The following is a 25022-nucleotide window of genomic DNA, read 5'->3' on the forward strand; positions in this document are numbered from 1 at the left end:
CCTGCCTGCGTAACACGATCCGGCAGCGCGGGGAAGCATCTGACGCAGACAGCAGCCTCGCGTCAGGTCAGAACATTTGTGAAGAACACAGCCAATTGATCGGCTCCGTGGATGATTCCGTCAAACACTCCGTTGACCGCGTTCGCAGCCTGGGTCGGCTTGGTGAACAGGTAGAACACCACGAACGCGACAGCCACGTAGGTGATCACCTTCTTGACCTGCATGGGGGCCTCCTGCAGTCCATTCCCAGCCGTATATACCCGGATCTGGGCGATCATGGGCATCTTCTGTGAAGATGTACATGATCCTAACCGGGGGGCTTCCTTACTGAGCCAATGGTAAGTGCAGAAGGTCTGACGGGAACCCCTTGTTCACCGGGATTTCTGTGACAGGTCTTACCGATCACTCAGACGCCGAGGGAGGCGTCGCGCAACCGTTCGACGTCCTCCGGGTCGCCGGTCAGCTCCACCCTGGTGTGCCGCTGCCGCCCGAAGCAGAACATGAGCAGCTCGGCCGCCCGGCCGGTGACCTCGACCCGCGCCCCTCCGCGGGGGCCGCCGAGGGCCACGCCGCCGCCGAGCCGGTGCAGCACCACGCCCACCGGCGCCTTGCGCAGCATCAGCCGGGCCCCGGTGGAGACCCGCTTCCAGATGAGCCGCTCGAGGTCGTCGGACAGCTCGCGGGGCTCCCATGACGGCTGGGCGCGGCGGACGTCCTCGTGGTGGACGAAGAGCTCCAGCGTGTTGACGGACTCGTCGAGGAAGGGCAGCAGCGCGTAGACGCCGCCCGGCTCGCGCGCCAGGCCGACCAGCTCGGGGAAGGGGTGCTTGGCCTTGAGGCCGTTCTGCACCGAGGCGGTGTAGCCGGCGAGGGGCTTGAGCGCGATGCCGCCCATCGCGTCGGGCCTGCGCTCGCGCAGCACGAGGTGGGCGGCCAGGTCGTAGGTGGTCCAGCCCGTGCAGAGCGTGGGGGCGTCGGGACCGAGGCGGTCGAACAGGTCGCAGAGCGCGGAGCGTTCGTCGCGAGCGTAGGTCACGTGGTCAACCCTACCGGTGGGAATAACGTGCATATCTGGAGTGATAGTGACTTAGGCAGATATACCGGATTGGAAGGGGAACGTGCCGCGTGGCGACCAAGGTCACCTCGGCCGTGATGCGTCAAGGGCTGCGTGTCCTTGGGGTGGCCATTCACACGGAGAAGGCGGTGTTCGCGCTGGCGGTGCTGGCCAGCGCGGTCTATGGCGGCATGACCGTCGCGTCCGCGTGGGCGCTGGGCTGGGCGACCCAGAACGTGGTGCTGCCGGCCTTCGGGTCCGGCCGCGTCGCCTCGGGGGCGCTCTGGACGGGAGTGCTCCTCATCGTCGGGACGGCGCTGCTCAAGGCGGTCGGCGTGGCCGGGCGCCGCATCCTGGCGGGGGTCATGCAGTACCGCATGCAGGCCAGGTCGCGCAGGGACGTGACCAAGCAGTACCTGAGGCTGCCACTGTCCTGGCACCACCAGCACCCGACCGGGCAGCTCCTGTCGAACGCCAGCGCCGACGCCGAGGCCGCCTGGGCACCGCTCGCGCCGTTGCCGATGGCCGTGGGCGTGATCGTCATGCTGTTCACCGCGGCGATCGCGATGCTGTTCACGGATCTCGTGCTCGCGCTGGTGGGCTTCTTGATTTTTCCTGCTATCGCCGTACTTAACCTGATTTATCAGCGCAAGCTCAGCCCGCTGGCCACCCGCGCGCAGCAGCTGCGGGCCGAGGTCAGCGAGATCGCGCACGAGAGCTTCGACGGCGCGCTCGTCGTCAAGACGCTCGGCCGGGAGGAGCTGGAGACCGACCGGTTCCGTCGCCGCGCCCACGAGCTGCGCGACGCCAACATCGCGGTCGGCCGCGTGCGCGGGCTGTTCGACCCGCTGCTGGAGGCGCTGCCCACGCTCGGCGTGCTCGCGGTGCTCGCCGTCGGCGCGGGACGGCTGTCCGCCGGCGCGATCGACTCCGGCGACCTGGTGCAGGTGGCGTACCTGTTCACGCTGCTGTCCTTCCCGATCAGGGCGCTCGGCTGGGTGCTGGCCGAGCTGCCGCGCAGCGTCGTCGGCTGGCAGCGGGTGCAGGCCGTGCTGGAGGCCACCGGCTCCATGGAGTACGGCGGCACGGCCGCCCCGGCCGCCTCCACCCCCGCCGCGCTGGAGGTCTCCGGCGTCTCCTACGCCTACGGCGAGGCCCAGGTGCTCCACGACGTCACCTTCGACGTGCCCGCCGGCCGTACCGTCGCCCTGGTCGGGCCCACCGGCTCGGGCAAGTCCACGCTCGTGCAGCTGCTCGTCCGGCTCGTGGACCCCGGCACGGGACAGGTGCTGCTCGACGGCGTGGACCTGCGCGAGCTGGCCTACGGCGGCATCGCCGAGTCGGTGGCGCTGGTGCCGCAGCAGACGTTCCTGTTCGACGACAGCGTGCGCGGCAACGTCGCGCTCGGCGTGGAGGCAGGCGACGAGGACGTGTGGGCCGCCCTGCGGCTGGCCCAGGCCGACGGGTTCGTGGCCAGGCTCGCCGACGGGCTCGACACCCGGGTCGGCGAGCGCGGCGCGACGCTGTCCGGCGGCCAGCGCCAGCGCCTCGCGCTGGCCCGCGCGGTCGTGCGCCGGCCCCGCCTGCTCATCCTCGACGACGCCACCTCCAGCGTGGACCCGCAGGTCGAGGCCAGGATCCTGTACGGGCTGCGGGACGCGGCCGAGTCCTCGACCGTCGTGGTCGTCGCCTACCGGCTGGCCACGATCGCCCTGGCCGACGAGGTGGTCTTCCTCGACCACGGCCGGGTCGTGGACCGGGGCACGCACGAGGAGCTGCTGGAGCGCTGCGAGGGCTACCGCAACCTGGTGACCGCCTACGAGCGCGAGGAAGCCGAGCGCGCCGCCATCGACCTGCAGGCAGAAGAGGAAGAAGGGGTCAGCGCATGACGGCGCAGAGCATCCAGGGCAACTCTGAACGTTCCGCGCTGGCCACGCTCCGGCAGGGCCTCTCGCTCACCCCCGAGTTCCGCAAGGGGCTGGCGGGCACGCTGGCGCTGGCCGTCATCGCGACCATCGGCAAGATCATCGTGCCGATCGCGGTCCAGCAGACGATCGACACGGGGCTCAAGGGCGGCTCGCCGGACATTCCGTACATCACCAAGGCCGTTCTCATCTGTGCGGCCGCGGTGCTGCTCACGGCCCTGGCCGCGTACGTCATGAACGTCCGCCTCTACAAGGCCACCGAGTCGTCCCTGGCGACCCTGCGCGTGCGCGGCTTCCGCCACGTCCACGACCTGTCGGTGCTCACCCAGAACACCGAGCGGCGCGGCTCCCTGGTCTCGCGCGTCACCAACGACATCGACCAGATCAGCGCGTTCATGCAGTGGGGCGGGCTGATGATCATCGTGGCGTTCGGGCAGCTGTTCGTGGCGACCGTGCTCATGTTCGTCTACTCCTGGCAGCTCACCCTGCTCGTCTGGGCGTGCTTCATCCCGCTGATGATCGCGCTGCCGCGCTTCCAGCGGCTGCTGTCGCGGGCGTACACGATCGTGCGCGAGCGCACCGGCGACATGCTGGCGGCGGTCAGCGAGTCCGTCGTCGGCGCCACCGTCATCAGGGCGTACGCCTCCGAGCACCGCACCGCCGAGCGCATCGACACGGCCGTCGACGCCAACCGGCGCGCCCAGATCAGGGCGCAGACCATCGTCGGCTTCGTCTTCCCCCTGACCGAGATCGTGGCCGCCGTCGCCATCGGCGCGATCGTGCTGCTCGGCGTGCGGCTCGGCCTGTCGGGCGACATCACGCAGGGGCAGCTGGTGGCGTTCCTGTTCCTGGTCACCCTGTTCGTCTCGCCGCTGCAGACGGCCACCGAGGTGCTGAACGAGGCCCAGAACGCCATCGCCGGCTGGCGCCGCATCCTGGGCGTGCTCGACACGCCGGCCGACGTGGCCGACCCCGGCGAGCGGGGCGTGACGCTGCCCCGCGGCCCCATCTCGGTCGCCTTCGAGAACGTGCACTTCTCCTATCCCGGCGGCGCGCCCGTGCTGCGCGAGGTCACCGTGGACATCCCGCCGCGCTCGCGGGTCGCGGTGGTGGGGGAGACGGGGTCGGGCAAGACCACGTTCGCCAAGCTCCTGACCCGGCTCATGGACCCGGCCGGGGGCCGCGTCACGGTGGACGGCCACGACCTGCGCGACGTCCGCTTCTCCTCGCTGCGCGAGCGGATCGTCATGGTGCCGCAGGACGGCTTCCTGTTCGACGGGACGCTGGAGGAGAACATCCGCTACGGCAGGCCGTCGGCCACCGTCGAGGAGATCCGGCTCGCGATGACCGAGCTGGGCCTGGCCGACTGGGTGGAGGGCCTGCCCGCCGGGCTGGACACCCCCGTGGGGCAGCGCGGCGAGTCGCTCTCGGCGGGCGAGCGGCAGCTCGTCGCCCTGGCGCGGGCGTACCTGGCCGACCCCGACCTGCTCCTGCTGGACGAGGCCACCTCGGCGGTGGACCCGGCCACGGAGGTACGGCTGGCGCGGGCGCTGGAGGGCGTGACGCGGGGCCGTACGGCCGTCTCGATCGCGCACCGCCTGTCGACGGCGGAGAACGCCGACGAGGTCCTGGTCTTCGACGCGGGCCGCCTGGTGCAGCGCGGCCCGCACGCCGAACTGGTGGGGGAGCCCGGCGTGTACGCCGACCTGCACGCGTCGTGGGTCTCCGCGGCCCGCTCCTGAACCGAACGCGGCGGCCTGCCCGCGTGCCCGGTAGGCCGGGCACGCGGGCAGGCTGGTTGAATGGACGCATGTCCCTTGACCCCAAGATCGCCGCGCGGTTGAAGCGCGACGCGGACGGCCTCGTCGCCGCCATCGCCCAGCAGTACGACACCGGCGAGGTGCTCATGCTGGCCTGGATGAACGACGAGGCGCTGCATCGGACGCTCACCACCGGCCGGGCCACCTACTGGTCCCGCAGCCGCGCCGAGCTCTGGGTGAAGGGCGACACCTCCGGCCACGTCCAGCACGTCAAGGCGGTGGCGCTCGACTGCGACGGCGACGCCGTCCTGCTCAAGGTCGACCAGGTCGACGGCGCGTGCCACACCGGAGACCGCACGTGCTTCGACGCCGACCAGCTCGAGATCCCGCTCGGATAGCAGGCAGCATGGGGCACAGAGAGCTGTGGGGCTGGCTGGGGGCGACCGTCCTCGGATGCGTGCTCGTGTTGTTCGGCGCGAGCCGGGCCTGGGTGCGGATGCTGGAGGTGGGCGTGGCCGCGCCCACCGGAGGCGAGCTCAGCCCCGTGCTGACCCCCGTCGCCCTGGCCGCGCTGGCCGGGGTGGTGGCCGTGCTGGCCACCAAGGGTGTAGGACGCCGCGTCGTCGGGGCGCTGGTCGCCCTGTGCGGGGCGGGCGCGGCGGCCGGGACGTGGACGGCGCTCGGCGGCGACACCGTCACCGGCTGGCTGCGCGAGCAGAACGTCCTGCGCGGCGCCGCCGACCTCCCCTGGGAGGTCGCCCCGCTCTGGCCGGCGGTCACGGCCGCCGGAGCGGTCCTGGTGATCGCCGGCGGGATCGTCGCGATCGTGCGCGGCGGCAGGTGGGCGGGCATGTCGGCGCGCTACGACAGGGGAGCCGACGGGGGCGCGGACAAGGCTCGCGCCGAGGTCAAGGACGACCGGGCGCTGTGGGACGCGCTCGACCGCGGCGACGATCCCACCGACTCCCGCTGACCCTCTGCGCTATGACGATTTCTTTACTGTTCTGAACCTCTGTCTGCTTGGCAAACGTTTCCTCAATAAGCTGCCGTTGCAACACGCCACGAACACTTAGGAGCCAAGCGCATGAGCTACGGGGATCAGGGCAGCGGTGGGGGTTACGGCGCGCAGCCGCCCGGTGGTGGATACGGCCAGCAGCCCCCCAGCGGGGGCGGCGGTTATGGCCAGCAGCCGCCCAGCTACGGGGGCGGGTACGGCCAGCAGCCCCCGACCGGAGGTGGCGGCTACGGCCAGCAGCCCCCGAGCGGGGGTGGCGGCTACGGTCAGCAGCCCCCGAGCGGGGGTGGCGGCTACGGTCAGCAACCCGGTTACGGTCAGGGCGGGTACGGCGAACAGCCGCCCAGCTACCCACAGGAGCAGCTTGGCTACGGTCAGCAGCCCCCGAGTGGCGGTGGCTATGGTCAGCAGCCTCCCAGCTACGGTCAGCAGGGCTACGGCTACGGCATGCCGCCCCAGCAGCCGAGGTCGACCAACGGCATGGCGGTGGCCTCGCTCGTCCTGGGCATCATCGGCCTGATCTTCTGCGGCCTCACCAGCATTCCGGGCGTCATCCTCGGCCACATCGCCCTCAACCGCATCAAGAAGAGCGGGGAGGAAGGCTCCGGCATGGCCATCGGCGGTTTGGTCACGTCCTACATCACCGTCGTGATCTGGGTGCTGTGCTGGATCATCTTCGGCGGTCTCATCCTCTCGATGATCGGGCTCAGCGCCGCCGCCACGTCGTCCTCGTACGACTACTGACCCGGTCGGTAACCCCCGCTCGCATGTGTGTCCGGACCGTGACGAGCCGCTTGCGGTCCGATTACGAATCTTCCGCAAAGCGGACGTTCCTCCATATAGGGAGCTTATTCTCGCTAGGCTGCCGCGCAACTCGCCACAGATGACGACATGAGAGGTTCTTCATGAGTTACGGAAATCAGGGCGGCGGCGGCTACGGATCGCAGCCGCCCGGTGGCGGCTACGGTCAGCAGCCCCCGAGCGGCGGCGGCCACGGTGGCGGTTATGGTCAGCAGCCTCCGAGCGGCGGTGGTTATGGTCAGCAGCCTCCGAGCGGCGGCTACGGGTCGCAGCCGCCGAGTGGCGGCTACGGCCAGCAGCCCCCGAGCGGCGGCGACTTTGGCGGCGGTTACGGCCAGCAGCCTCCCGCCGGGGGCAACCCGCCGGACAACTACCTGGTAGCGGCCATCCTGACCACCGTGTTCTGCTGCTTTCCCCTGGGCATCGTGTCGATCGTCAAGTCCACGCAGGTCAACTCAAAGTGGCAGATCGGCGACTTCCAGGGGGCTGCGCTGGCGAGCGAGGAGGCCAAGACCTGGTGGAAGCGGTCCTTGATCGCCGGCATCATCTGGTGGGTCCTGGTCATCCTCTTCTGCGTCGTGATGTTCGGCCTCCTGGCCGCTAGCTTCCCGAGCATGAGTTAGTGAGCCGGAAGGCGGATACTGGGAGCATGAGCATCGCAACAACCGAGCGGCGCGGCGCGGCACGTCTCAAGGACCTGCTCGCGCCGCTCGGTGTTGCGGGCGCGACGGGCGCCGTGTTCGCGTTCGTCGGGGTGGTTGACCCCAACCAGCCGGGCCACTACCCGACCTGCCCGTTCCTGTGGATGACCGGCCTCTACTGCCCGGGCTGCGGCACGCTGCGCACCATTCACGCGCTCGCCCACCTCGACCCGGCCACCGCGCTCGGGATGAACCCTCTCGCCGTGGCCATGATGCCGTTCCTGCTGTTCTGGTGGGGCAGATGGGTCGTACGCGCCTGGCAGGGCAGGCCGAGACGCACCACGCTCGCCCATCCGGCGTGGCTGTGGGCGTTCCTCGCCATCGTCATGGTCTACTGGGTCGTCCGTAACCTGCCGTTCGGGGCGTTCCTCGCTCCGTAGGGACTCCCAGCCGGGGGGCCTGTGGCGAGGTGACCCCGTGCGGGCCGATACCATCGCAGGACAAGGCAGAGAGCGGACGCGACGCGAACTCTCCGCCGCCCCCACAGTCGACCGGAGGGACCTCAAGCGCGTGAGTGAGCGGACGGAAGGGCCGAGTGTCCTCGACGACATCCTCGACGGGGTGCGCGCCGACCTCGCCGCACGTCAGCAGGCCGTGTCCATTGACGAGCTCAAGCGGCGGGCCGAGCGCGCCCACGCGCCCAGAGACGCCATGGCCGCGCTCGGGGGCGACAGGATCTCGGTGATCGCCGAGGTCAAGCGGTCGAGCCCGTCCAAGGGCGCGCTGGCCGCCATCGCCGACCCGGCCGCGCTGGCGGCCGACTACGAAGAGGGCGGCGCCCACGTCATCAGCGTGCTGACCGAGCGCCGCAAGTTCGGCGGCAGCCTGGAGGACCTGGCGGCGGTGCGCGCCCGGGTCGACATCCCGATCCTGCGTAAAGACTTCATCCTCACCTCCTACCAGCTCTGGGAGGCCCGGGCCCACGGCGCCGACCTGGCGCTGCTGATGGTCGTCTGCCTGGAGCAGGAGGCGCTGGTGTCGCTGATCGAGCGGGCCGAGTCGATCGGGCTCACCCCGCTGGTCGAGGTGCACACCGAGGAGGAGCTCGAGCGGGCGGTCGCCGCCGGCGCCCGGGTCATCGGGATCAACGCGCGCAACCTCAAGACACTCGAGGTCGACCGCGAGGTCTTCACGAAGCTGGCGCCCAAGATCCCCGATAATGTGATCAAGATTGCCGAGTCGGGCGTGCGCGGCCCGCACGACCTGCTCGCCTATGCCAGGGCCGGCGCCGACGCCGTCCTGGTCGGGGAGAGCCTGGTCACCGGCAAGGACCCGCGCAAGGCGGTGGAGGCTCTGGTGACCGCCGGCGCCCATCCAGCGACGCGCCCCGACCACTCAGCAGAGGGATAGCAGTGGCACACGAAGGCTCCATCCTGACCGCCGCCGACCTGGCGGGCAACGGCCCGCTCGGCGACGACCCCGACGTGCACGGCAAGTTCGGCATCTTCGGCGGCCGGTTCGTCCCCGAGGCGCTCATCCCGGCGCTCGACGAGGTGGCCGCGGTCTACGAGAAGGCCAAGAACGACCCGGAGTTCCTGCGGGAGTTCGACCATCTGCTGCGCACGTACGCGGGCCGGCCGACCACGCTGACCGACGTGCCGCGCTTCAGCGAGCAGGCCGGCGGCGCCAGGATCGTGCTCAAGCGTGAGGACCTCACCCACACCGGCGCTCACAAGATCAACAACGTGCTCGGCCAGGCCCTGCTGACCAAGCGGCTGGGCAAGAAGCGCGTGATCGCCGAGACCGGCGCGGGCCAGCACGGCGTGGCCACCGCCACCGCGGCCGCCCTGCTCGGCCTGGAGTGCGTGATCTACATGGGCGCGGTCGACTGCGAGCGCCAGGCGCTCAACGTCGCCAGGATGAAGCTGCTCGGCGCCACCGTGGTGCCGGTGACCAACGGCTCCCAGACGCTGAAGGACGCCATCAACGAGGCCTTCCGCGACTGGGTGACCAACGTCGACTCCACCCACTACCTGTTCGGCACGATCGCGGGGCCGCACCCGTTCCCCGAGATCGTGCGCGACTTCGCGCGCATCATCGGCGTCGAGGCCCGCCGCCAGATCCAGGAGCTGACCGGCGGCCTGCCCGACGCGGTGTGCGCGGCGGTCGGCGGCGGCAGCAACGCGATCGGCATCTTCCACGCGTTCCTCGGCGACGAGGGCGTCCAGCTGCACGGCTACGAGGCCGCCGGGCGCGGCCTGGAGTCCGGCGAGCACGCGCTCACGCTGACCGCCGGCTCGATCGGCGTGCTGCACGGCTCGCGCACCTACGTGCTGCAGGACGACGAGGGCCAGACCATCGAGTCCCACTCGATCTCGGCCGGGCTCGACTACCCGGGCGTCGGCCCCGAGCACGCCTGGCTGAAGGACTCGGGCCGCGCCACCTACCACGGCGTCACCGACGACGCGGCGATGGCCGCGTTCTCGCTGCTGGCCAGGACCGAGGGCATCATCCCGGCCATCGAGTCCTCTCACGCCCTGGCGGGCGCGCTGGAGCTGGGCCGCGAGCTCGGCCCCGAGGCGACCATCCTGGTCAACCTCTCCGGCCGAGGCGACAAAGACATGGGCACGGCGATGAAATACTTCAACCTCTGACGAGCCGCCACCCCGGCGCAGGGCCCCGCGCCGGGGGATAACTGGTGGGACTCGACCTTCGAAACGGACAGACATGACGACTCTTCAGACGGTTTTCGCCAAGGCGAAGGCGGACAACCGGGCCGCGCTCGTCGGCTACCTGCCCGCGGGCTTCCCCTCCAAGGGCGGCGACGTCGCCGCGGCCGCGGCCCTGGTCGAGGCCGGCTGCGACGTCATCGAGATCGGCCTGCCCTACTCCGACCCGCTCATGGACGGGCCGACGATCCAGGACGCGGTGCACCGCTCGCTGGTCAACGGCACGCGCATCGCCGACGTGCTGCGCACGGTCGAGGGCGTCGCCGCCACCGGAGCGGCCACGCTCGTCATGACGTACTGGAACCCCATCGACAAGTACGGCGCCGAGCGGTTCGCCCGCGACCTCGCCGATGCGGGCGGCGTGGGCACGATCACGCCCGACCTGACGCCCGAGGAGTCGGAGCCGTGGCGGGCGGCGTCCGCGTCCGCGGGCATCGACACGGTGTTCCTGGTGGCGCCCAGCTCGACCGAGCAGCGCATCAAGGCCGTCGTCGACTGCTGCACGGGCTTCGTGTACGCGGCCTCGCTGATGGGCGTCACCGGCGCCAGGGAGAGCGTCAACGTCGCCGCCGAGGGCCTGGTCGAGCGGACCCGGGCCCACACGGACCTGCCGGTGTGCGTGGGCCTCGGCGTGGGCACGGGCGCGCAGGCGGCCGAGGTGGCGGCCTACGCCGACGGGGTGATCGTGGGGTCGGCGTTCATCCGCCGCATCCTCGACGCGTCCGACGAGGCCGAGGGCCGGGCCTCCATCGCCACCCTGGCCAGGGACATGGCCTCGGGCGTGCGCCGCTAGGCTTCCGCGCTCCCGGCGCTCCTTCTCTCCTAAGGACCTTCACCGACGTACGTCGGCAAAGGTCCCGGCGGAGCTTTGCCAAGGATCTGGCGCGTAAGCCTTGGCGTGCGGTCCGGGGCGGGTGATGATCGGGGCCCCGAAGCGGTGTGACGCACGACCCCGAAAGGACACCGATGCGTCCCAGCCCCCTCACCTTCGCAGCGGCCCTCGCACTCGCGGCCACGGCCATGACCGCCCCGGCGTCCGCCGATCCTGGGTCGGCGGCCGTCCCGTCGCCCGGCGCGGAGCCCACCCCGACGTACGAGCTGCCCTCCCCGGAGACGCCGCCCACCGGAGCGCCCCCGCCCAGCCCCACCGCGCAGAACGAGCCGCCCAGGCCGGCGCGGGTGGCCCGGCCGATCGCGATCTCGTCCCCGGAGCTGCGCGTGGAGCTCGACCCGGGCTTCCCGCGCGTCCTCGGCTACACCGACCGGGCGAGCGGCGCCACGCTCGGCGGCAGCGCGGGCGTGCCCGCCGTCGTCCTCAACGGCCAGGCGCGGGCCGCCACCGTGGCGCTGACCGGGAACGACGGCGCGACCGCCCGCTACCGGCTGACCTTCCCCGATCTCGGCGGCGTCGCGCTCGGGGCGAGAATTGGGGTCAAGGGCCGGGTGACGACGTTCCGGATCGACTCGGTGGCCGACACCGAGGCGTTCCGCGTCAACACCATCGACCTGCCCGGCCATGACCTGGTGTCGGTGTCGAGCGCGCAGCCGGGCGCGGCGACCGCGTTCACCCGGCTGGACCCGAACGCCACCCGCACCGCCGACGTCTTCGCCCAGGTCACGCCGGGCACCGCGCCCGAGCCCAACCCGGTCGGGGCCACGTACGCGATCGTGAACACCGATCGGCTGGCCGCCGCGATCGAGACGAACTCCACCTACGACCGCCCCTCGGGCGTCACCGACCGGGACGCCGCCAGGCTCTGGCACCAGGCCAGGAGGGACGCCGGCGGCACGGTCACCGTGGGCGTGTGGAGCGGCCAGTGGACGCACCGCGCGACCGGCTCGCCGTTCACCGAGGAGCCGCCCTGGGCCAGGATCGTGGTCACACCCGACGCCAACGGCGACGGGACGCTCGACTGGCAGGACGGCGCGGTGGCGTTCAGGGCCATCGCCGTCAGGGCGCCCGGCGCCGAGCGGACCCGGGACCGCGTGGTCACGCACATCCCGTTCAACTTCTCCAGCCAGGCCACGCACCCGTTCCTGCGCACCCTGGACGACGTCAAGCGCATCTCGCTGGCCACCGACGGCCTCGGGCAGCTCGCGCTGCTCAAGGGCTACCAGTCGGAGGGCCACGACGCGGCGCACCCCGACTACGGCGGCAACCACAACCGCCGCGCGGGCGGGCTCAAGGACCTGAACACGCTGCTCAAGGCCGGCAAGGACTGGAACGCCACGTTCGGCGCGCACATCAACGCCACCGAGTCCTACCCCGAGGCCAGGAGCTTCAGCGAGCAGCTCGTCGACAAGGCCGCCAAGGGCTGGAACTGGCTCGACCAGGCGTACCTGATCGACCAGCGCGGCGACCTCACCAGGGGCACCCTGGCCGGGCGCCTCGCGCGGCTGCGCGCCGAGACCGACCGCAACCTCGCGGTGCTGTACGTGGACGTGTTCAGGCCGTTCGGCTGGGTGGCCGACCGCACGCTGGCCGAGCTGCGAGAGCAGGGCTGGCAGGTGAGCACGGAGTGGTCGGACAAGCTGGAACGCGCGTCCCTGTGGTCCCACTGGGCCAACGACCTCGACTACGGCGGGGTCACCAACAAGGGGCTGAACTCCCAGATCATCCGCTTCATCCGCAACGACGAGAAGGACGTCTGGAACGCCCACCCGATCCTCGGCAACGCCCGCATCGTCGAGTTCGAGGGCTGGCAGGCGAAGAACGACTTCACCGCGTTCTACCGCAACATCTGGGAGCACAACCTGCCGGTCAAGTTCCTGCAGCACTACAAGATCATGGACTGGAACGCGGACGAGATCGTCTTCTCCGGCGGCGTGCGCGGCACGTACCGGGACGGGAGGCGCGAGCTGTTCGCCGGCGGGCACAAGGTGCTCGACGGGGGCGCCTACCTGCTGCCGTGGCAGGGCAAGTACTACCACTACAACCCCGCGGGAGGGGCCACGACCTGGGACGCCGACCGGCCGATGACCGTCTACCGGCTCACCGGCCAGGGGCGGGTGGCCGCCGGCACGGTCACCCCGGACCACGGGAAGATCACGCTGCGGGCGGAGGCGGGCGTTCCGTACGTGCTCTACCCCGGCAGGGCGCCCCGGCAGCCGGACCCGGACTGGGGGCAGGGCAGCGGCGTGCGCGACCCCGGCTTCAACGGCGACCGGCTCACCGGCTGGACCGTCACGGGCCCCGTGAGCGTCCGCCAGAACGACCTGGGCCACCGGGTGGCGCTGCTCGGCGGCGGGGCGCGGGCGCGGCTGGAGCAGCGGCTGACGGGCCTGCGGCCCGGCCGCACCTACACCGCCTCGGCCTTCGTCGAGGTCGAGCCCGGCCGGACCCGCGAGACCACCCTGGAGATCGCCGGGCGGGCGGTGACCGTGAGCCGGTCCACGGCCAGGAACTACATCGCCTCCGACGAGAAGCACGACACCTTCTTCCAGCGGGCCAAGGTGACCTTCACCGCGCCCGGCACGTCCGCCACGCTGCGGATCACGGCCGCCGCCGCGGACGGGGACGTGCGGGTGGACGACGTGCGGCTGTTCGAGCGGGAGCCGGCCGGTGACGTGGAGACGTTCGAGTCGGCGGAGCCCGGCTGGGGGCCGTTCGTGAAGGGGGACGCGGGCGGGTCGTTCGACGCGCGCACGCACCTGTCCGAGCGGCACGAGCCGTACACGCAGGCCGGGTGGAACGGCAAGACCATCGACGACGTGCTGAGCGGCGACTGGTCGCTGAAGGCGCACGAGGAGCGCCAGGGGCTCATCTACCGCACGCTGCCGTGGACGGCGCGGTTCGAGCCAGGGCACGCGTACGAGGTGTCCTTCGCCTACCAGAGCGCCCGGGCGGAGGCGTACCAGTGGGTGACCGGCTACGACAAGGGCGGCTCCAGTGTCGAGACCCGGCGCACGCCCATCCCCGAGCGGCGGACCACGGGGACGTTCAGGGAGCGGGTGGTGGCGGGGTGCGGGGACGTGTGGGTCGGGCTGCGCTCGCTCAAGGCCGAGCAGGCCGGGGCCGACTTCGTCCTCGACGACTTCTCCGTGACCGACCTCGGCGCGGCGCCGGACGTTCAGGCGTGCGGGTCGCTGGAGGTGGCGCCCGCAGGCGTCTTCGAGCAGGGGGCGGCCAACGAGGTCGTCACCACGTTCACGAACCTCGAGGACGCGCCGGCGCGGGACGTGCGGGTGACGCTGGACGTACCGGACGGGTGGACGGTCACCGGCGACGCGACCGGCGTCGTCGAGCCCGGCGGGAAGCTGACCACGGCCTGGCGGGTCACCCCGCCCGCGGACGCCTTCGGGAGCTACGAGCTCGGCGCCGCGGCCGGCTACTCCGTGGGCGGCGTGGCGAAGCGGCTCGCCGCGTCCGCGACCGTGCGCACGCTGCCCCGGCCGCCCGTGGCGGACGCCTACGCGAGCGACCTGGAGTGGGTCACGGCGGACAACGGCTGGGGGCCGGTGGAGCGCGACCGGTCCAACGGCGACACCGGCGAGGCCGACGGCGGGCCGATCGTCATCGGGGGGCGGACGTTCTCCAAGGGGCTCGGCACGCACGCGCCGGCCAGGGTCCGCTTCCACCTGGGCGGCGCGTGCACGGAGTTCACGGCCTTCGTCGGGGTCGACGACGTGCAGGCCGCGCGGGGGTCCGTGCAGTTCGCCGTGGTGGCGGACGGGGTGGAGAAAGCGCGCAGCCCCGTCCTGCGGGCCGCCGACGCGGCGTACGAGCTGAGCGCGGACCTGACCGGAGCCCGTTACGTGGACCTGGTGGCAGGGGACGGCGGCGACGGGAATGGCAACGACCACGCCGACTGGGGCGGGGCCAGGTTCACGTGCGGCTGAGCAGGCCCCTCAGGCCCGGACCGTTTCACGTGCGGCTGAGCGGGCCCCTCAGGCCCGGACCGTTTCACGTGCGGCTGAGCGGGGCCCCTCAGGCCCGGACCGCCCTGGCGAACAGCGCGGACAGCCCGTCGGCGTACTCGGCCGGGTCCGCCTCCGGGTCGGCCTCCAGCAGGAACGGCAGCCCGTCCAGCGCGCGCTGGAGCGCCATCGCGGTCACCCGCACGTTGAACGCCCCGAACTCCCCGCTCTCCTGCCCCCAGACCAGCAACCGCTCGATGGTGGACAGCTCCGGCAGGCCGGTGGCCGCGGGGCGGTGGTTGAGGAGGATCTCCGCGGCGGCGCGCGTCTCGGCGCGGTGCTCGCCGGCGTACTCCACCAGGGAGCGGATGTACGTCTCCAGCGCCGCGCCGGCCGTGCGCCGGGCGCTCACCCGCTCGGTCAGGTACGCCGAAAGCCGCCCCTGGATCGTCGCGATCACCTCGCCGATCAGCTCGTCCTTGCCCGCGAAGTGGTACGAGATCAGGCGGGTGCTGCTGAGCCCGGCAGACCGGGCGATCCGGGCGAACGACGCCTGGTGGTAGCCGAGCTCGGCGATCGTCGCGATGGTCGCCCTCACGATCTGCGCCCGTCTGGCGGAGCTCGTGACCGTTACTGGCATGAGTAAATTTTTACTTGACTGCGTAATTCCCGCAAGAAACACGGCTTAGCCGGTGCTTATCCGCCGCGTGGTCATATGGATTCCCGATACTGTGCCCATCCCGGCGCAGAGAAAGAGGAGATGGCGTGTGGACGCGTCACTATCGTCACGCGGTGAGTTCTCGGCGATACCCTGGGTGACGACCGTCGCCCGGCTGGTCCTGGGCGGGGTGCTGATCGCGGCGGGAGGGCTCAAGATCGGCAACCCGGCCGACTCGGTCGTGGCGGTCAAGGCTTACCAGCTGCTGCCCGAGTCGATCGCCGTCACGGTGGGCTACGCCCTGCCGATCCTGGAGATCGTCGTCGGCCTGCTGCTGGTCGTCGGTCTGCTGACCAGGGTGGCCGCGGTGATCGCCGGGCTGCTCATGTTCGCCTTCGTGTTCGGCATCGCCTGGGCCTGGGCGCACGGCCTGCGGATCGACTGCGGCTGCTTCGGTGGCGGCGGCCAGCTGGGGGTAGGGGAGGAGCCGACGTACTTGCTCGACATCCTGCGCGACTTCGGGCTCGTGCTGCTCGGCGCCTGGGCGGTGCGTTTCCCGCCGGGCCGGTTCGCGCTCGACGGCGCCCTCGGACTGGGGGGCGACAATCGTATTGAAGGGGATGACGACGATGAGCAAGGCTGAGCGCACCAAGACGAAGACGGCGCGCGAGAAGATCAGGGAACAGCAGGCCGAGGCCCGCCTCCGCGAAAGGCGCAGGCGCATCGCCACCTACGTGACCGCCGGGGCGGTCGCGGTGGCCGCCGTCGGGCTCGGCTGGTGGTACGCGGCCAGCAACTCGCAGGCGGAGGAGGCCGCCGGGGCGCTCGCGTCCGTCACGGTGCAGCCCGACGGCTCGGTCGTGATGGCCAACCAGGGCGTCACCACGCCCGTGGTCGACGTCTACGAGGACTTCCAGTGTCCCGCCTGCAAGGAGCTCGAGCGGGTCAGCGGCCAGACCTTCAAGAACCTCGCCGCCGAGGGCAAGGCCAAGGTCGTCTACCACCCGATCACGATCTTCTCCCAGGAGCCGACCAAGTCCAACTCCGTACGCGCGGGCAGCGCCGCCCGGTGCGTCGCCGACGGCAAGCAGTGGCTCGCCTTCCACGACCTGCTCTACCAGAACCAGCCGTCCGAGACCGAGGCCGGCTTCACGGTCGACCAGCTGAAGAACTGGGGCAAGCAGGCCGGGGTGACCGCGCCGGACTTCGACCAGTGCGTCACCACGCAGAAGCACGCCGACGCGCAGCTCTCGTACAGCAAGAAGATCATCGACGCGCAGAAGATCGACCATACGCCGACGGTGAAACTGAACGGCAAGGAAATCGACAATCCCGTACTCTTCAGCCCGCAAGATCTGCGCGAAGCGATTACGAAGGCGGCCAAGTAGTCTCTCTTCCGCTACCCTCACGTGACATGCCCCTTGCCTCGATTCCCAGCCCTTCCCAGGGGGTCTGGTATCTCGGAATCATCCCGATCCGGGCTTATGCGCTATGCATCGTGCTCGGCGTCATCGTCGCCGTCTGGCTGAGCGAGCGGCGCTGGCAAGCCCGCGGTGGCCAGAAGGGGACGATCGTCGACATCGCGGTCCCCGCGGTCATCTTCGGCCTGATCGGCGGCCGCCTCTACCACGTCATCACCGACTGGCAGACCTACTTCGGCAGCCGCGCGATCAAGGAGCCCATCCAGGCGCTGTTCATCTGGGAGGGCGGCCTCGGCATCTGGGGCGCGATCTCACTCGGCGCGCTCGGCGTCTGGTTCGCCGTGCGCAAACGCGGCATCTCCATGAGCGCCGTCGCCGACACGGTCGCGCCCGGCATCGCCTTCGCCCAGGCCATCGGCCGCTGGGGCAACTGGTTCAACCAGGAGCTCTACGGCTCGCCGACCACGCTGCCGTGGGGCCTGGAGATCGACGTCGACCACGGGGGCGAGCCGGGGGTGCTCTACCACCCGACCTTCCTGTACGAGTCGCTGTGGGACGTGGCGCTCGGCTTCGTGCTCATCTTCGCGGGCCGGCGCTTCGCCCTGCACCACGGGCGGCTGTTCGCCCTCTACGTCGCCGGCTACACGGCGGGCCGCTTCTGGATCGAAGGGCTGCGCATCGACCCGGTCGGCGGCGTGGACCACGCGGTGACGTTCCTCGGGCTGCGGATCAACCAGTGGACCTCGATCGTGCTGTTCGTGGCGGCGCTGGCGTACTTCTGGCTGTCCAGGAAGCGCGACAGCGTGGAGATCGTGGCCCCGGCCGAGCCGGCCGAGCCGGCCGAGCCGGCCGACCCGGCACACCCCGCCGACCAGGCGGACGCCGACTCCGAGGACACGCGGGACAGGGCGGCGGAGGAGCCCGCCTCGACCGACGACGGCGAGGACCCCCCGACCCCTCGACCAGCGGCCGAGACGTCCAAGGACGAAGCCGCGGACGACCCGGCTCCGGCGACCGAGAAGGCCACGGCCGCCGAAGCCGCGGACGATGGGGCACCGGCGGACGAGAAGGCCGCAGACGGGAAGGCCACGGACGCGGAAGTCACGGACGCTCCGGCGCCCGCGGCGGATGATGCGACCCCCGCCGACGGGGTAGGGGCAGCCGACCCCGAAGTCGTGACGAAGGAGAAGAACTCGCGATGAGTGATCGCGCGGAGATCCACCACCAGCATCGCGACGTCACCGGAGGCTGGTTGCGGCCCTCGGTGTTCGGCGCGATGGACGGCCTGGTGTCGAACTTCGCGCTCATCGCGGGTGTCGCGGGCGGCACGACCAACACGAAGGTCATCGCCCTCGGAGGCGTCGCCGGGCTCGCCGCCGGAGCGCTGTCCATGGCGGGCGGCGAGTACGTCTCGGTCGCCAGCCAGCGCGAGCTGGCCCAGGCCGAGATCGCCGTCGAGCGGCGCGAGCTCGCCCGCCACCCTGACGACGAGCAGGCGGAGCTGGCACAGACGTTCGTCGACAAGGGCGTGGAGCCCGGCCTGGCCGCCGAGGTGTCCAGGCAGATCTCCCGCAACCCGGACCGCGCGCTGGAGGTCCACGCTCAGAACGAACTGGGCGTCGCCCCCGGCGAGCTGCCCTCCCCGGTGGTGGCCGCGGTGTCGTCGTTCCTGTCGTTCGGCTTGGGGGCGGTGCTGCCCCTGCTGCCGTACCTGTTCGGCGCCAGTGACCTGGTGCTGTCGGCCGCGGTGTCCTGCGTCGCCCTGTTCGCGGCGGGCGCGCTGGTCTCGGCGGTGACGGCGCGCAGTTGGTGGTTCTCAGGGCTGCGCCAGCTCGTGGTGGGCGCGATCGCCGCGGCGGTCACGTTCGGCCTCGGCAACCTGATCGGCGCGGCGGGCCTGTGATGGCCCGCAGGAGAGCCGGTTCGGGCGGTCACGGCAGACCCTCCTCGGGCCAGGACGACACGGGCCGCACCCGCGGCGGCCGCTCACCCGCCAGAGGCGAGGACAACCCCACCATCCCCGCCCCTGGCCAACCGGCCCCGGACCCGAACGCCGCTGGCGGTAGTTGGCCTGCGCGGGATGTGCAGCCAGGTGCCGGTGGTAGTTGGCCGGCCCGTGATGTGCAGGACGCCGGTAGTAGTTGGCCTGCGCGGGATCTTCAGGACACCGGCGGTAGCTGGCCTGCGCGGGATGCGCAGCAGGGCGCCGGTGGTAGCTGGCCGGCTCGTGATGTGCAGGACCCTGGCGGTAGTTGGCCGGCCCGGGACGTGCGGGATGCCGGCCGCTCTCGTGGTCGCCGGGCGTCGGGTTCGGGTGGTGCCGGCCAGGCTGGTGGTAGTTGGCCCGCGCGGGATGTCCAAGACGTGGGTGCTAGCTGGCCGGCTCGTGATGTGCAGGACCCTGGCGGCAGTTGGCCGGCTCGTGATGCGCAGGACCCTGGCGGCAGTTGGCCGGCGCGGAATGTGCAGGACACGGGTGGTAGCTGGCCTGCGCGGGACGCGCAGCAGGGTGCCGGCGTTAGTTGGCCCGCGCGGGATGTGCAGGACCCTGGCGGGAGCTGGCCGGCCCGAGAGGCGCAGGACACCGGCGGCGCTGGCGGTCGCCGGGCATCGGGCTCGGACGACACCGGCCGTACTGGTAGCGGCGGGTGGCCCGCGTCGGAGGGGCGAGGCAGCCGTCGTGCCGGTGGTCGCCGGTCGGCGGGCACGGCCGACGGGGGGCGGGCCGGTCGCGCCCGGTCGTCCTTAAACCCCGACGGTGGAGGTCACGCGGCTGGCGATTGGCCGGGGGCAGGCGCGGACGGTGGAGGTCACGCGGCTGGCGGCTGGCCGGGCGCAGGCGCGGACGGCGGCTGGCAGTCGAGCGGCGACGGCCGGCCGACACCCGGTGCGGGTGGCCGGCACGTTGGCAACGAGGCTAGGCCCGGTGCCAGTGGCGGTGTCGGAACTGGTGCTGGTGGCGGTGCCGGTGTCGGAACTGGTGCCGGTATCGGAGGTAGCGCCGGCGCCGCTGGAGGGGCTGGTGCCGGAGCCGCCGGCGGGGCTGGAGCAGTCGGGGGTGGCGGCTGGGCTGCCGGAGGCCAGGGCGACGATGGTCAGCTGTTGGCCGAGGCGACTGGTGGCGGGCGGCTGCCGGCCAGCAACAGCGGTGAAAGGCGTTCCGGGCGCAGGCGGGCGAAGGCGGCCCGCGGCGCGGATGACCAGTCGGCGAGCGACGCCGATCTCGGAAACTGGGCGGCCGGCGGCGACGAGTCCGCGGCCGATGCGGTCGGTGGTGACTGGGCGGTCAGCGGGATGCGGTCCGTCACCGAAGGGACCCGACCTCGCCGATCCGGCGGCCGACGTTCGGCAGGCGAGCCCGATGGAGGTCGTTCGGCATCCGGAGGCCGCGGTCGTCGTGCGGCGGCCGGGGCCCAAGGCGGCCGTTCGGCGGCTGAGACCGACGGCGGTCGTTCGGCGGCCGGGGCGGACGGCGGCCGTTCGGCGACAGGAACCGACGGCGGTCGCTCGGCGACGAGAACCGACGGTGGCCACTTGGCGGCTGGGGCCGACGGTGCTCGCTCGGTGGCTGGAGCCGATGGTGGCCGGTTGGTGGCCGGGGCCGATGGCGGTTGGTCGGTTCTCGGGCCCGAGGACGATCGGTCGGCCGACGACGGTCCGTTGGGCTTCGGGGCCGACGGTGGATTTTCGACTTCTGAGGCCCGCGACGGGAAGGCCGACGGCGACGGGCGGCCGGGGAAGTTCTCGCGTACGCGACGGCGTCCGCCGCCTTCTGACTGGCAGCTCCCGGTGCTCACCCACATGGGCTTGCAACCCAAGCAGCAGCGGCTGATCGTCATCATCGCCACGATCGTCGGCGTGCTGGCGGGCGGGGCCGGGCTGGTGGCCGCCATCAACTCCATCGGCGGCTACTCCCCGCAGCAGCAGGCCAGCTCCGCCATGATCGCGCCGGACACGGCGCTCCCGCGGGTCTTCCGCGGGTGGGGCTCGCCCAAGCTGTTCGACCCTGTCACGGACCGGGCCAAGGATCAGCGGGCACTGACCGAGAAGGAGGTGTTCGGGCAGAGTGAGCTCGCCGTGTCCAAGAAGCTCAAGCTCAAGCTGGTCGCCAAGAAGCTCGACACCGACTGCTCGGCGGCGCTGTGGGGCGCGAACCTCCTCGAGCTGGTGTCGGACGCCGAATGCACCCAGGTCGCCCGCGGCCTCTACGCGAGCTCCGACGGCCGGTACATCGGCCAGTACACGCTGCTCAACCTCAAGGACGGCAAGTCGGCCGCCGACCTGGTGGAGTCGTTGAAGACCCTGTACCGGGGCGGTTGGACGCGTCCCCTGGAGTCCGCCAAGGCCACCTTCCCGGCGGGTGGTTACTCCGAGGCGGGCGGTTACGCCCTCGGTCACTACGTCGGCCTGGTGTGGCTGGGGAAGACCGACGGCACGGACCCGGGTCCCAAGGATGACTTCGTCTCGCTCACGCTGGCACTGCGCGGGGCAGAGAAGGCCGTCTACCGCCGTGTCGTCACGATCGCCGGACCGTCCTCTTGATGCCGAACCACATGCCCCCTGACAGCCCCCGCCCCTGGCACCGCTCCCGTGACGTCGTCACGATCGCCGAGGACGGTCGCCTGAGGTCCGAGGGGGTCGTCGCGATCGTGGCGGACGGGGGCCCGGGGCCTCGGGACGTCGTCGCGATCATGGCGGACGGGGGCCCGGGGCCTCGGGACGTCGTCGCGATCATGGCGGACGGAGATCCGGGGCCGTGGCACATCGTCGCGCTCGTGGAGGTGGCCTGCTGATGTCGCGTCGTGTGGTCATCCCCTTGGCGGTCGCCCTTGTGGCGGTCGTCGCGGTGGCCGGTTGGCTGTGGCTGCGGCGCGAGGATCCCAGGCCGGCCAGCTTCCACGCCGAGCGCACCTCCGCCTTCTACTCCGCCATCGACAGCCGCCAGAACGACGCCGCACCCCTCACCCTGAACGAGGTCTTCACCCCGGCCGCCCAGACCCTGGGCGCCATGCGTCTGGACGCCACGCAGCAGTTCAGCGACTGTGACGAGGTCCTCTGGGGGGTCTCGGCCACGGGCTGCACACAGGCGCTCCAGGCCACGTACAAGGGGGGTGCGGTGGCGGGTCAGTTCGTCATCTTCAACCTGAGCGACGGGCGGGCGGCTGACGCGCTGGTGTCGGCGCTGGGCAAGGACGGGTTCGTACGGCAGGGCATCGCGTTCGAGCCGACCGGCAGCCGGGCCCAGGCACGGGCGATGGGCCACTACGTGACCGTGAGCTGGGCCGGAGGATCGGCGCCCGCCCAGGACCTGGTCGCCGCCCTTGTGGCACTGGACGGGCTGGGACGCGTGGTCCAGGGCCGCATCGTCGCCGCAACCTGACCCGCCCGCCACCCATCCGCCCCTCGATGACAACCCGCTACTGCGACGGAAACTCGGGGCGGCGGCCGCGATTGCGACGGCGACCCATGAGCGGGGCAGAGGCCGCAACTGCGACGGCCATGCATGAGCGTGGCGGAGGCCGCAACTGCATTGGCCATCCATGAGCGCGACGGTAACCGGGACTCGCGACTGCAGCGGTGGCCCGGGATTGAGATGGCGAGCGGGACCTGCGACCGTGGCCGGGTCCATGGCTCGTGACGGCGATCGGCGCGGCGACTGCGGCGGTGATCAGCGAGCGCGACGATGATCGGGATCCTGGGTGGTGGCCAGGACCCGCGACGATGACCGGGACCGGCGATGGTGGCCGGGGTCCGCGACGCGGCGGCGGCCCGGGATTGCGATCGCGAGCGGGACCTGCGACCGTGGCCGGGCCCATGACTCGCGACGGCGACCCGCGACCGCGATGGCGAGCGGGACCGGCAACCGTGGCCAGGCTCTTGGCTCGTGACGGCGACCGGCGCGGCGACCGCGACCGCGATTGTGACCGCCACGGTGATCGGGGCGGAGACCGGGGCGAGGGCGACTTGCGGGCTGGCTTCGACCTCGGCTGGCCACGGCCTTGAGTGGGCCACGGCCTCCACAGGACCTTTGGCCTCCACCGGGCCTTTGGCCTCCCCAGGACCTTTGGCCTCCACCGAGCCTTGGGCCTCCACCGGGTCTCGGCTTTCGCTGGGCGCGGCTGTGGCGCACCGGGCTGGCTCTGGATGTGAGCGGAAGTCCGGGCTCCGGCGGAGGGCGGGTTTCCCGGGTGGGTCAGGTGGTTGTGGTCAGGGCGGAGATGGTTGTGGTGACTGCTTCCGGGAGGGTGGACAGGCGGTGGAGGGGGGCGTCCAGGGGGGTCAGGCCTTCTGACCATGGGGCGGCTTCGGCGATGAGGGTGCGGGCCTCGTTCTTGGTCAGAGCCGAGCCCTGGGTGCGGGCCACCGCGATCAGGGCCTCGCGCCAGGTGTTGGCCAGTTTGGCGTGCCCGTTGTCCAGGATCCTGCGCAGCACCGAGGCCGCGTCGCCGGGCGGTTGCGGCAGGCGTACGGCGTCCAGGACGTCGCCGCCGGCGCTCAGCTTGTAGACCGTGGACAGCACGTCAGGGAGCGGCGGGAGGTCGGAGCCCACCACGCGTACGTGGGAAGCGCGGGTCGCCAGGAGGATGCGGGGGAGGGCGGCCTCCAGGCCCGGGGGCAGGGCCACGGCCACGCGGTCCAGGGTAGCGGCGTACGGCTTGGAGAGCCAGGTCGAGAGCCGGACCCGAGGCTGGGTGAGGTCCTTGGGCCATTCGCCCACCAGCAGGTCGGGGTCGAAGCCCTGGATGGCCTCCTGCGGGGCTGAGAGGGCGTTATGGGCGCTTTCGACCGATTGTGGGCCTTGGGTGTAGATAGTGGTGGTTTGACGGCTCAGGCGGGACGTCACGGCCGGGCGCGTCTTGGTGGTGGGGCGGAGGATGTACAGGTCGGCGGCCGAGCCGATGGCTTCTGCCCCGAAATATCGGTTGAAGTCGGGATAGATGGCTTCGTAGGCGAGGTTGAGGTCCGCCAGGGCCTGCTGGACCTTGAAGGCCAGCATCGGGGTACGTTCGCTGGCGCCGTATGCGAGCAGGATGCGGCCGTTGTCCGTCAGCCCCTCGGCGGCGCGCGCCACGAACAGGCCCGTGCCCTCCGGCGTGTACGGCGGGTCGGTGAGCGCGAGGTCGTGGTCGCGGGCGGACGCGGGCAGGCCGAGGCGCAGGTCGGCCCAGCGGGTGCGCACCCCCAGACGCTGGGCGTCGATGTAGGCCAGGATGCGCTCGTCGATGTCGACCACCGTGACGTCGGTCTCCGGATGGACCAGCTTGACGGCCAGCGAGGTCAGGTCGTGGTCGCCCACGCACAGCAGGCGCGTGCCCGGGAGCCAGAAACGGGCGCCGAGCAGCAGCGCCCGCCTCAGGATCGTCTCGGGGGTGGCCGAGACGTGGTCGAGTACGTGGCGGGCGCGCGGGGCCCGGGCCACGAGGTCCTTGAGGCGGGTGAGCTCGGAGGCGTAATGGGGGAGCAGGTGGGCCACCGGATCCTCCGGCGGCGGGGCCAGCGCGAGAAGGTCCTGGTAGTCGTTGACGTGGGTCAGCGGGATCCGGAACCCGTCGCCCTTCCGCTCCAGGGGGAGCTCGCGCAGGAGCGTCTCGACGGTACGCCGGGACGTGGCGGTCTCCCTGACCAGATCGGCCAGCGTCCACCACTGGGCGTCGCACAGCAGGGTCAGGGCGTGCCGCAACCGCCTGCTGTCCGGCCCTGCCTCCGCGAGCAGGCGCTCCACCCCGTCACGCTCCATCAGATCCGCGCGGAGGCGCCCGCCCGCCTCGGCCGGCGGAGGAGTCCGCGCTCCCTCCCTCCAGATTTTGTCGGCGCATGCCGATAGCGTGATGGTCTCATTACCGAGCGTGGGAGGTGGCGGTGTCCGGGTCGTCCGAGTTGCTGCCGCATCCCACCGGCGAGCAGGCGTCCGGCACGATCGATCGGCCCGGGTGTGAGGTCCACCGGCCCGCGTCCAGGGTCGATCCGCGCGGTCTCCATCCAGGCGTGCCGGCGCTGGCGGTGCTCGCGTGTACGGTCGCCGGCATCCCCCGCGGGTGTTCTCGTCGTGGGCTCTGTGCGCACGCCGGTGTCGACGCCGGCGCGTCGATCATGCGTCGCGGGTACGGTGCGCATGACGTCGGCGCGTCGATCAAGCGGCGCGACGCTGCGCAGGCGGCTT

Annotated in this window: 22 protein-coding genes; 18 read left to right on the forward strand and 4 right to left on the reverse strand. The window is 71.6% G+C overall.

All coding sequences use genetic code 11. The features are described 5' to 3' along the window. Positions 1–62: 62 nt before the first annotated feature. Both H4W80_RS54790 and H4W80_RS54795 read right to left on the reverse strand, forming a co-directional pair. Positions 63–278 carry a hypothetical protein gene (locus tag H4W80_RS54790; protein ID WP_192794460.1) on the reverse strand — a complete coding sequence of 72 codons (216 nt, stop codon included), beginning with the start codon at positions 276–278 and terminating at the stop codon, positions 63–65. A gap of 128 nt (positions 279–406) precedes the next feature. Next, on the reverse strand, positions 407–1036 hold the full coding sequence (locus H4W80_RS54795; RefSeq protein ID WP_318787523.1) for a TIGR03085 family metal-binding protein: 630 nt from the start codon (positions 1034–1036) through the stop codon (positions 407–409). 116 nt (positions 1037–1152) lie between these two features. Between H4W80_RS54795 and H4W80_RS54800 the strand changes: the two genes are divergently transcribed. The 11 genes from H4W80_RS54800 to H4W80_RS54850 all read left to right on the forward strand — a co-directional run bounded on the left by H4W80_RS54800 (position 1153) and on the right by H4W80_RS54850 (position 14764). Then, a complete protein-coding gene (locus H4W80_RS54800) occupies positions 1153–2943 on the forward strand; it encodes an ABC transporter ATP-binding protein (RefSeq protein WP_192794316.1) in 1791 nt (596 codons plus the stop codon). Next, positions 2940–4721, forward strand: a complete 1782-nt coding sequence (locus H4W80_RS54805) for an ABC transporter ATP-binding protein (RefSeq protein ID WP_192792290.1) — start codon at positions 2940–2942, stop codon at positions 4719–4721. The genes H4W80_RS54800 and H4W80_RS54805 overlap by 4 nt, the downstream gene beginning before the upstream one ends. A gap of 68 nt (positions 4722–4789) precedes the next feature. Continuing rightward, positions 4790–5137: a phosphoribosyl-AMP cyclohydrolase gene (gene hisI / locus H4W80_RS54810; protein WP_192792291.1), complete on the forward strand. Its 348-nt coding sequence runs from the start codon at positions 4790–4792 to the stop codon at positions 5135–5137. A gap of 8 nt (positions 5138–5145) precedes the next feature. Further along, entirely contained in the window at positions 5146–5712 is a 567-nt protein-coding gene (locus H4W80_RS54815) for a Trp biosynthesis-associated membrane protein (protein ID WP_192792292.1), read from the forward strand. A gap of 111 nt (positions 5713–5823) precedes the next feature. Beyond that, complete coding sequence (locus H4W80_RS62155; protein WP_225964203.1) at positions 5824–6498, forward strand: DUF4190 domain-containing protein; 675 nt, start codon at positions 5824–5826, stop codon at positions 6496–6498. Between the two features lie 161 nt (positions 6499–6659). After that, positions 6660–7178: a CD225/dispanin family protein gene (locus H4W80_RS54825; protein WP_192792293.1), complete on the forward strand. Its 519-nt coding sequence runs from the start codon at positions 6660–6662 to the stop codon at positions 7176–7178. A 26-nt stretch (positions 7179–7204) separates the two neighbouring features. Beyond that, the gene (locus H4W80_RS54830) at positions 7205–7636 is read left to right on the forward strand and encodes a DUF2752 domain-containing protein (RefSeq protein ID WP_192792294.1); all 432 of its coding nucleotides are present in this window, start codon (positions 7205–7207) and stop codon (positions 7634–7636) included. Positions 7637–7766: 130 nt separating this feature from the next. After that, the gene (gene trpC / locus H4W80_RS54835; RefSeq protein WP_192792295.1) at positions 7767–8606 is read left to right on the forward strand and encodes an indole-3-glycerol phosphate synthase TrpC; all 840 of its coding nucleotides are present in this window, start codon (positions 7767–7769) and stop codon (positions 8604–8606) included. Between the two features lie 20 nt (positions 8607–8626). After that, positions 8627–9850: a tryptophan synthase subunit beta gene (gene trpB / locus H4W80_RS54840; RefSeq protein ID WP_465263724.1), complete on the forward strand. Its 1224-nt coding sequence runs from the start codon at positions 8627–8629 to the stop codon at positions 9848–9850. 73 nt (positions 9851–9923) lie between these two features. Continuing rightward, positions 9924–10718 (forward strand): tryptophan synthase subunit alpha, encoded by a 795-nt coding sequence (trpA, locus tag H4W80_RS54845; protein WP_192792296.1) that lies wholly within the window; start codon positions 9924–9926, stop codon positions 10716–10718. A 173-nt stretch (positions 10719–10891) separates the two neighbouring features. Beyond that, on the forward strand, positions 10892–14764 hold the full coding sequence (locus H4W80_RS54850; protein ID WP_225964204.1) for an endo-alpha-N-acetylgalactosaminidase family protein: 3873 nt from the start codon (positions 10892–10894) through the stop codon (positions 14762–14764). Between the two features lie 88 nt (positions 14765–14852). Here H4W80_RS54850 and H4W80_RS54855 read toward each other — a convergent pair whose 3' ends face one another. Beyond that, positions 14853–15422: a TetR/AcrR family transcriptional regulator gene (locus tag H4W80_RS54855; protein WP_192792297.1), complete on the reverse strand. Its 570-nt coding sequence runs from the start codon at positions 15420–15422 to the stop codon at positions 14853–14855. A 175-nt stretch (positions 15423–15597) separates the two neighbouring features. Between H4W80_RS54855 and H4W80_RS54860 the strand changes: the two genes are divergently transcribed. The 7 genes from H4W80_RS54860 (at position 15598) to H4W80_RS54890 (ending at position 22241) form a co-directional block, all read left to right on the forward strand. Beyond that, positions 15598–16083 carry a MauE/DoxX family redox-associated membrane protein gene (locus tag H4W80_RS54860; protein WP_192792298.1) on the forward strand — a complete coding sequence of 162 codons (486 nt, stop codon included), beginning with the start codon at positions 15598–15600 and terminating at the stop codon, positions 16081–16083. Further along, a complete protein-coding gene (locus H4W80_RS54865; RefSeq protein ID WP_192792299.1) occupies positions 16070–16828 on the forward strand; it encodes a DsbA family protein in 759 nt (252 codons plus the stop codon). Before H4W80_RS54860 ends, H4W80_RS54865 begins: the two co-directional genes overlap by 14 nt. Positions 16829–16938: 110 nt before the next feature. Continuing rightward, positions 16939–18063, forward strand: a complete 1125-nt coding sequence (lgt, locus tag H4W80_RS54870) for a prolipoprotein diacylglyceryl transferase (protein ID WP_378525876.1) — start codon at positions 16939–16941, stop codon at positions 18061–18063. Continuing rightward, on the forward strand, positions 18060–18764 hold the full coding sequence (locus H4W80_RS54875; protein ID WP_192792301.1) for a VIT1/CCC1 transporter family protein: 705 nt from the start codon (positions 18060–18062) through the stop codon (positions 18762–18764). Before lgt ends, H4W80_RS54875 begins: the two co-directional genes overlap by 4 nt. 1898 nt (positions 18765–20662) lie before the next feature. Beyond that, on the forward strand, positions 20663–21403 hold the full coding sequence (locus tag H4W80_RS54880; protein WP_192792302.1) for a hypothetical protein: 741 nt from the start codon (positions 20663–20665) through the stop codon (positions 21401–21403). Next, entirely contained in the window at positions 21403–21654 is a 252-nt protein-coding gene (locus H4W80_RS54885; protein WP_192792303.1) for a hypothetical protein, read from the forward strand. The genes H4W80_RS54880 and H4W80_RS54885 overlap by 1 nt, the downstream gene beginning before the upstream one ends. After that, complete coding sequence (locus H4W80_RS54890; RefSeq protein ID WP_192792304.1) at positions 21654–22241, forward strand: hypothetical protein; 588 nt, start codon at positions 21654–21656, stop codon at positions 22239–22241. The genes H4W80_RS54885 and H4W80_RS54890 overlap by 1 nt, the downstream gene beginning before the upstream one ends. 813 nt (positions 22242–23054) lie before the next feature. Here the strand turns inward: H4W80_RS54890 and H4W80_RS54895 are convergent. After that, positions 23055–24599, reverse strand: a complete 1545-nt coding sequence (locus H4W80_RS54895; RefSeq protein WP_225964205.1) for a bis-aminopropyl spermidine synthase family protein — start codon at positions 24597–24599, stop codon at positions 23055–23057. Positions 24600–25022: the final 423 nt, after the last annotated feature.

It is taken from the genome of Nonomuraea angiospora (genome assembly GCF_014873145.1).
Lineage (GTDB): Bacteria > Actinomycetota > Actinomycetes > Streptosporangiales > Streptosporangiaceae > Nonomuraea > Nonomuraea angiospora.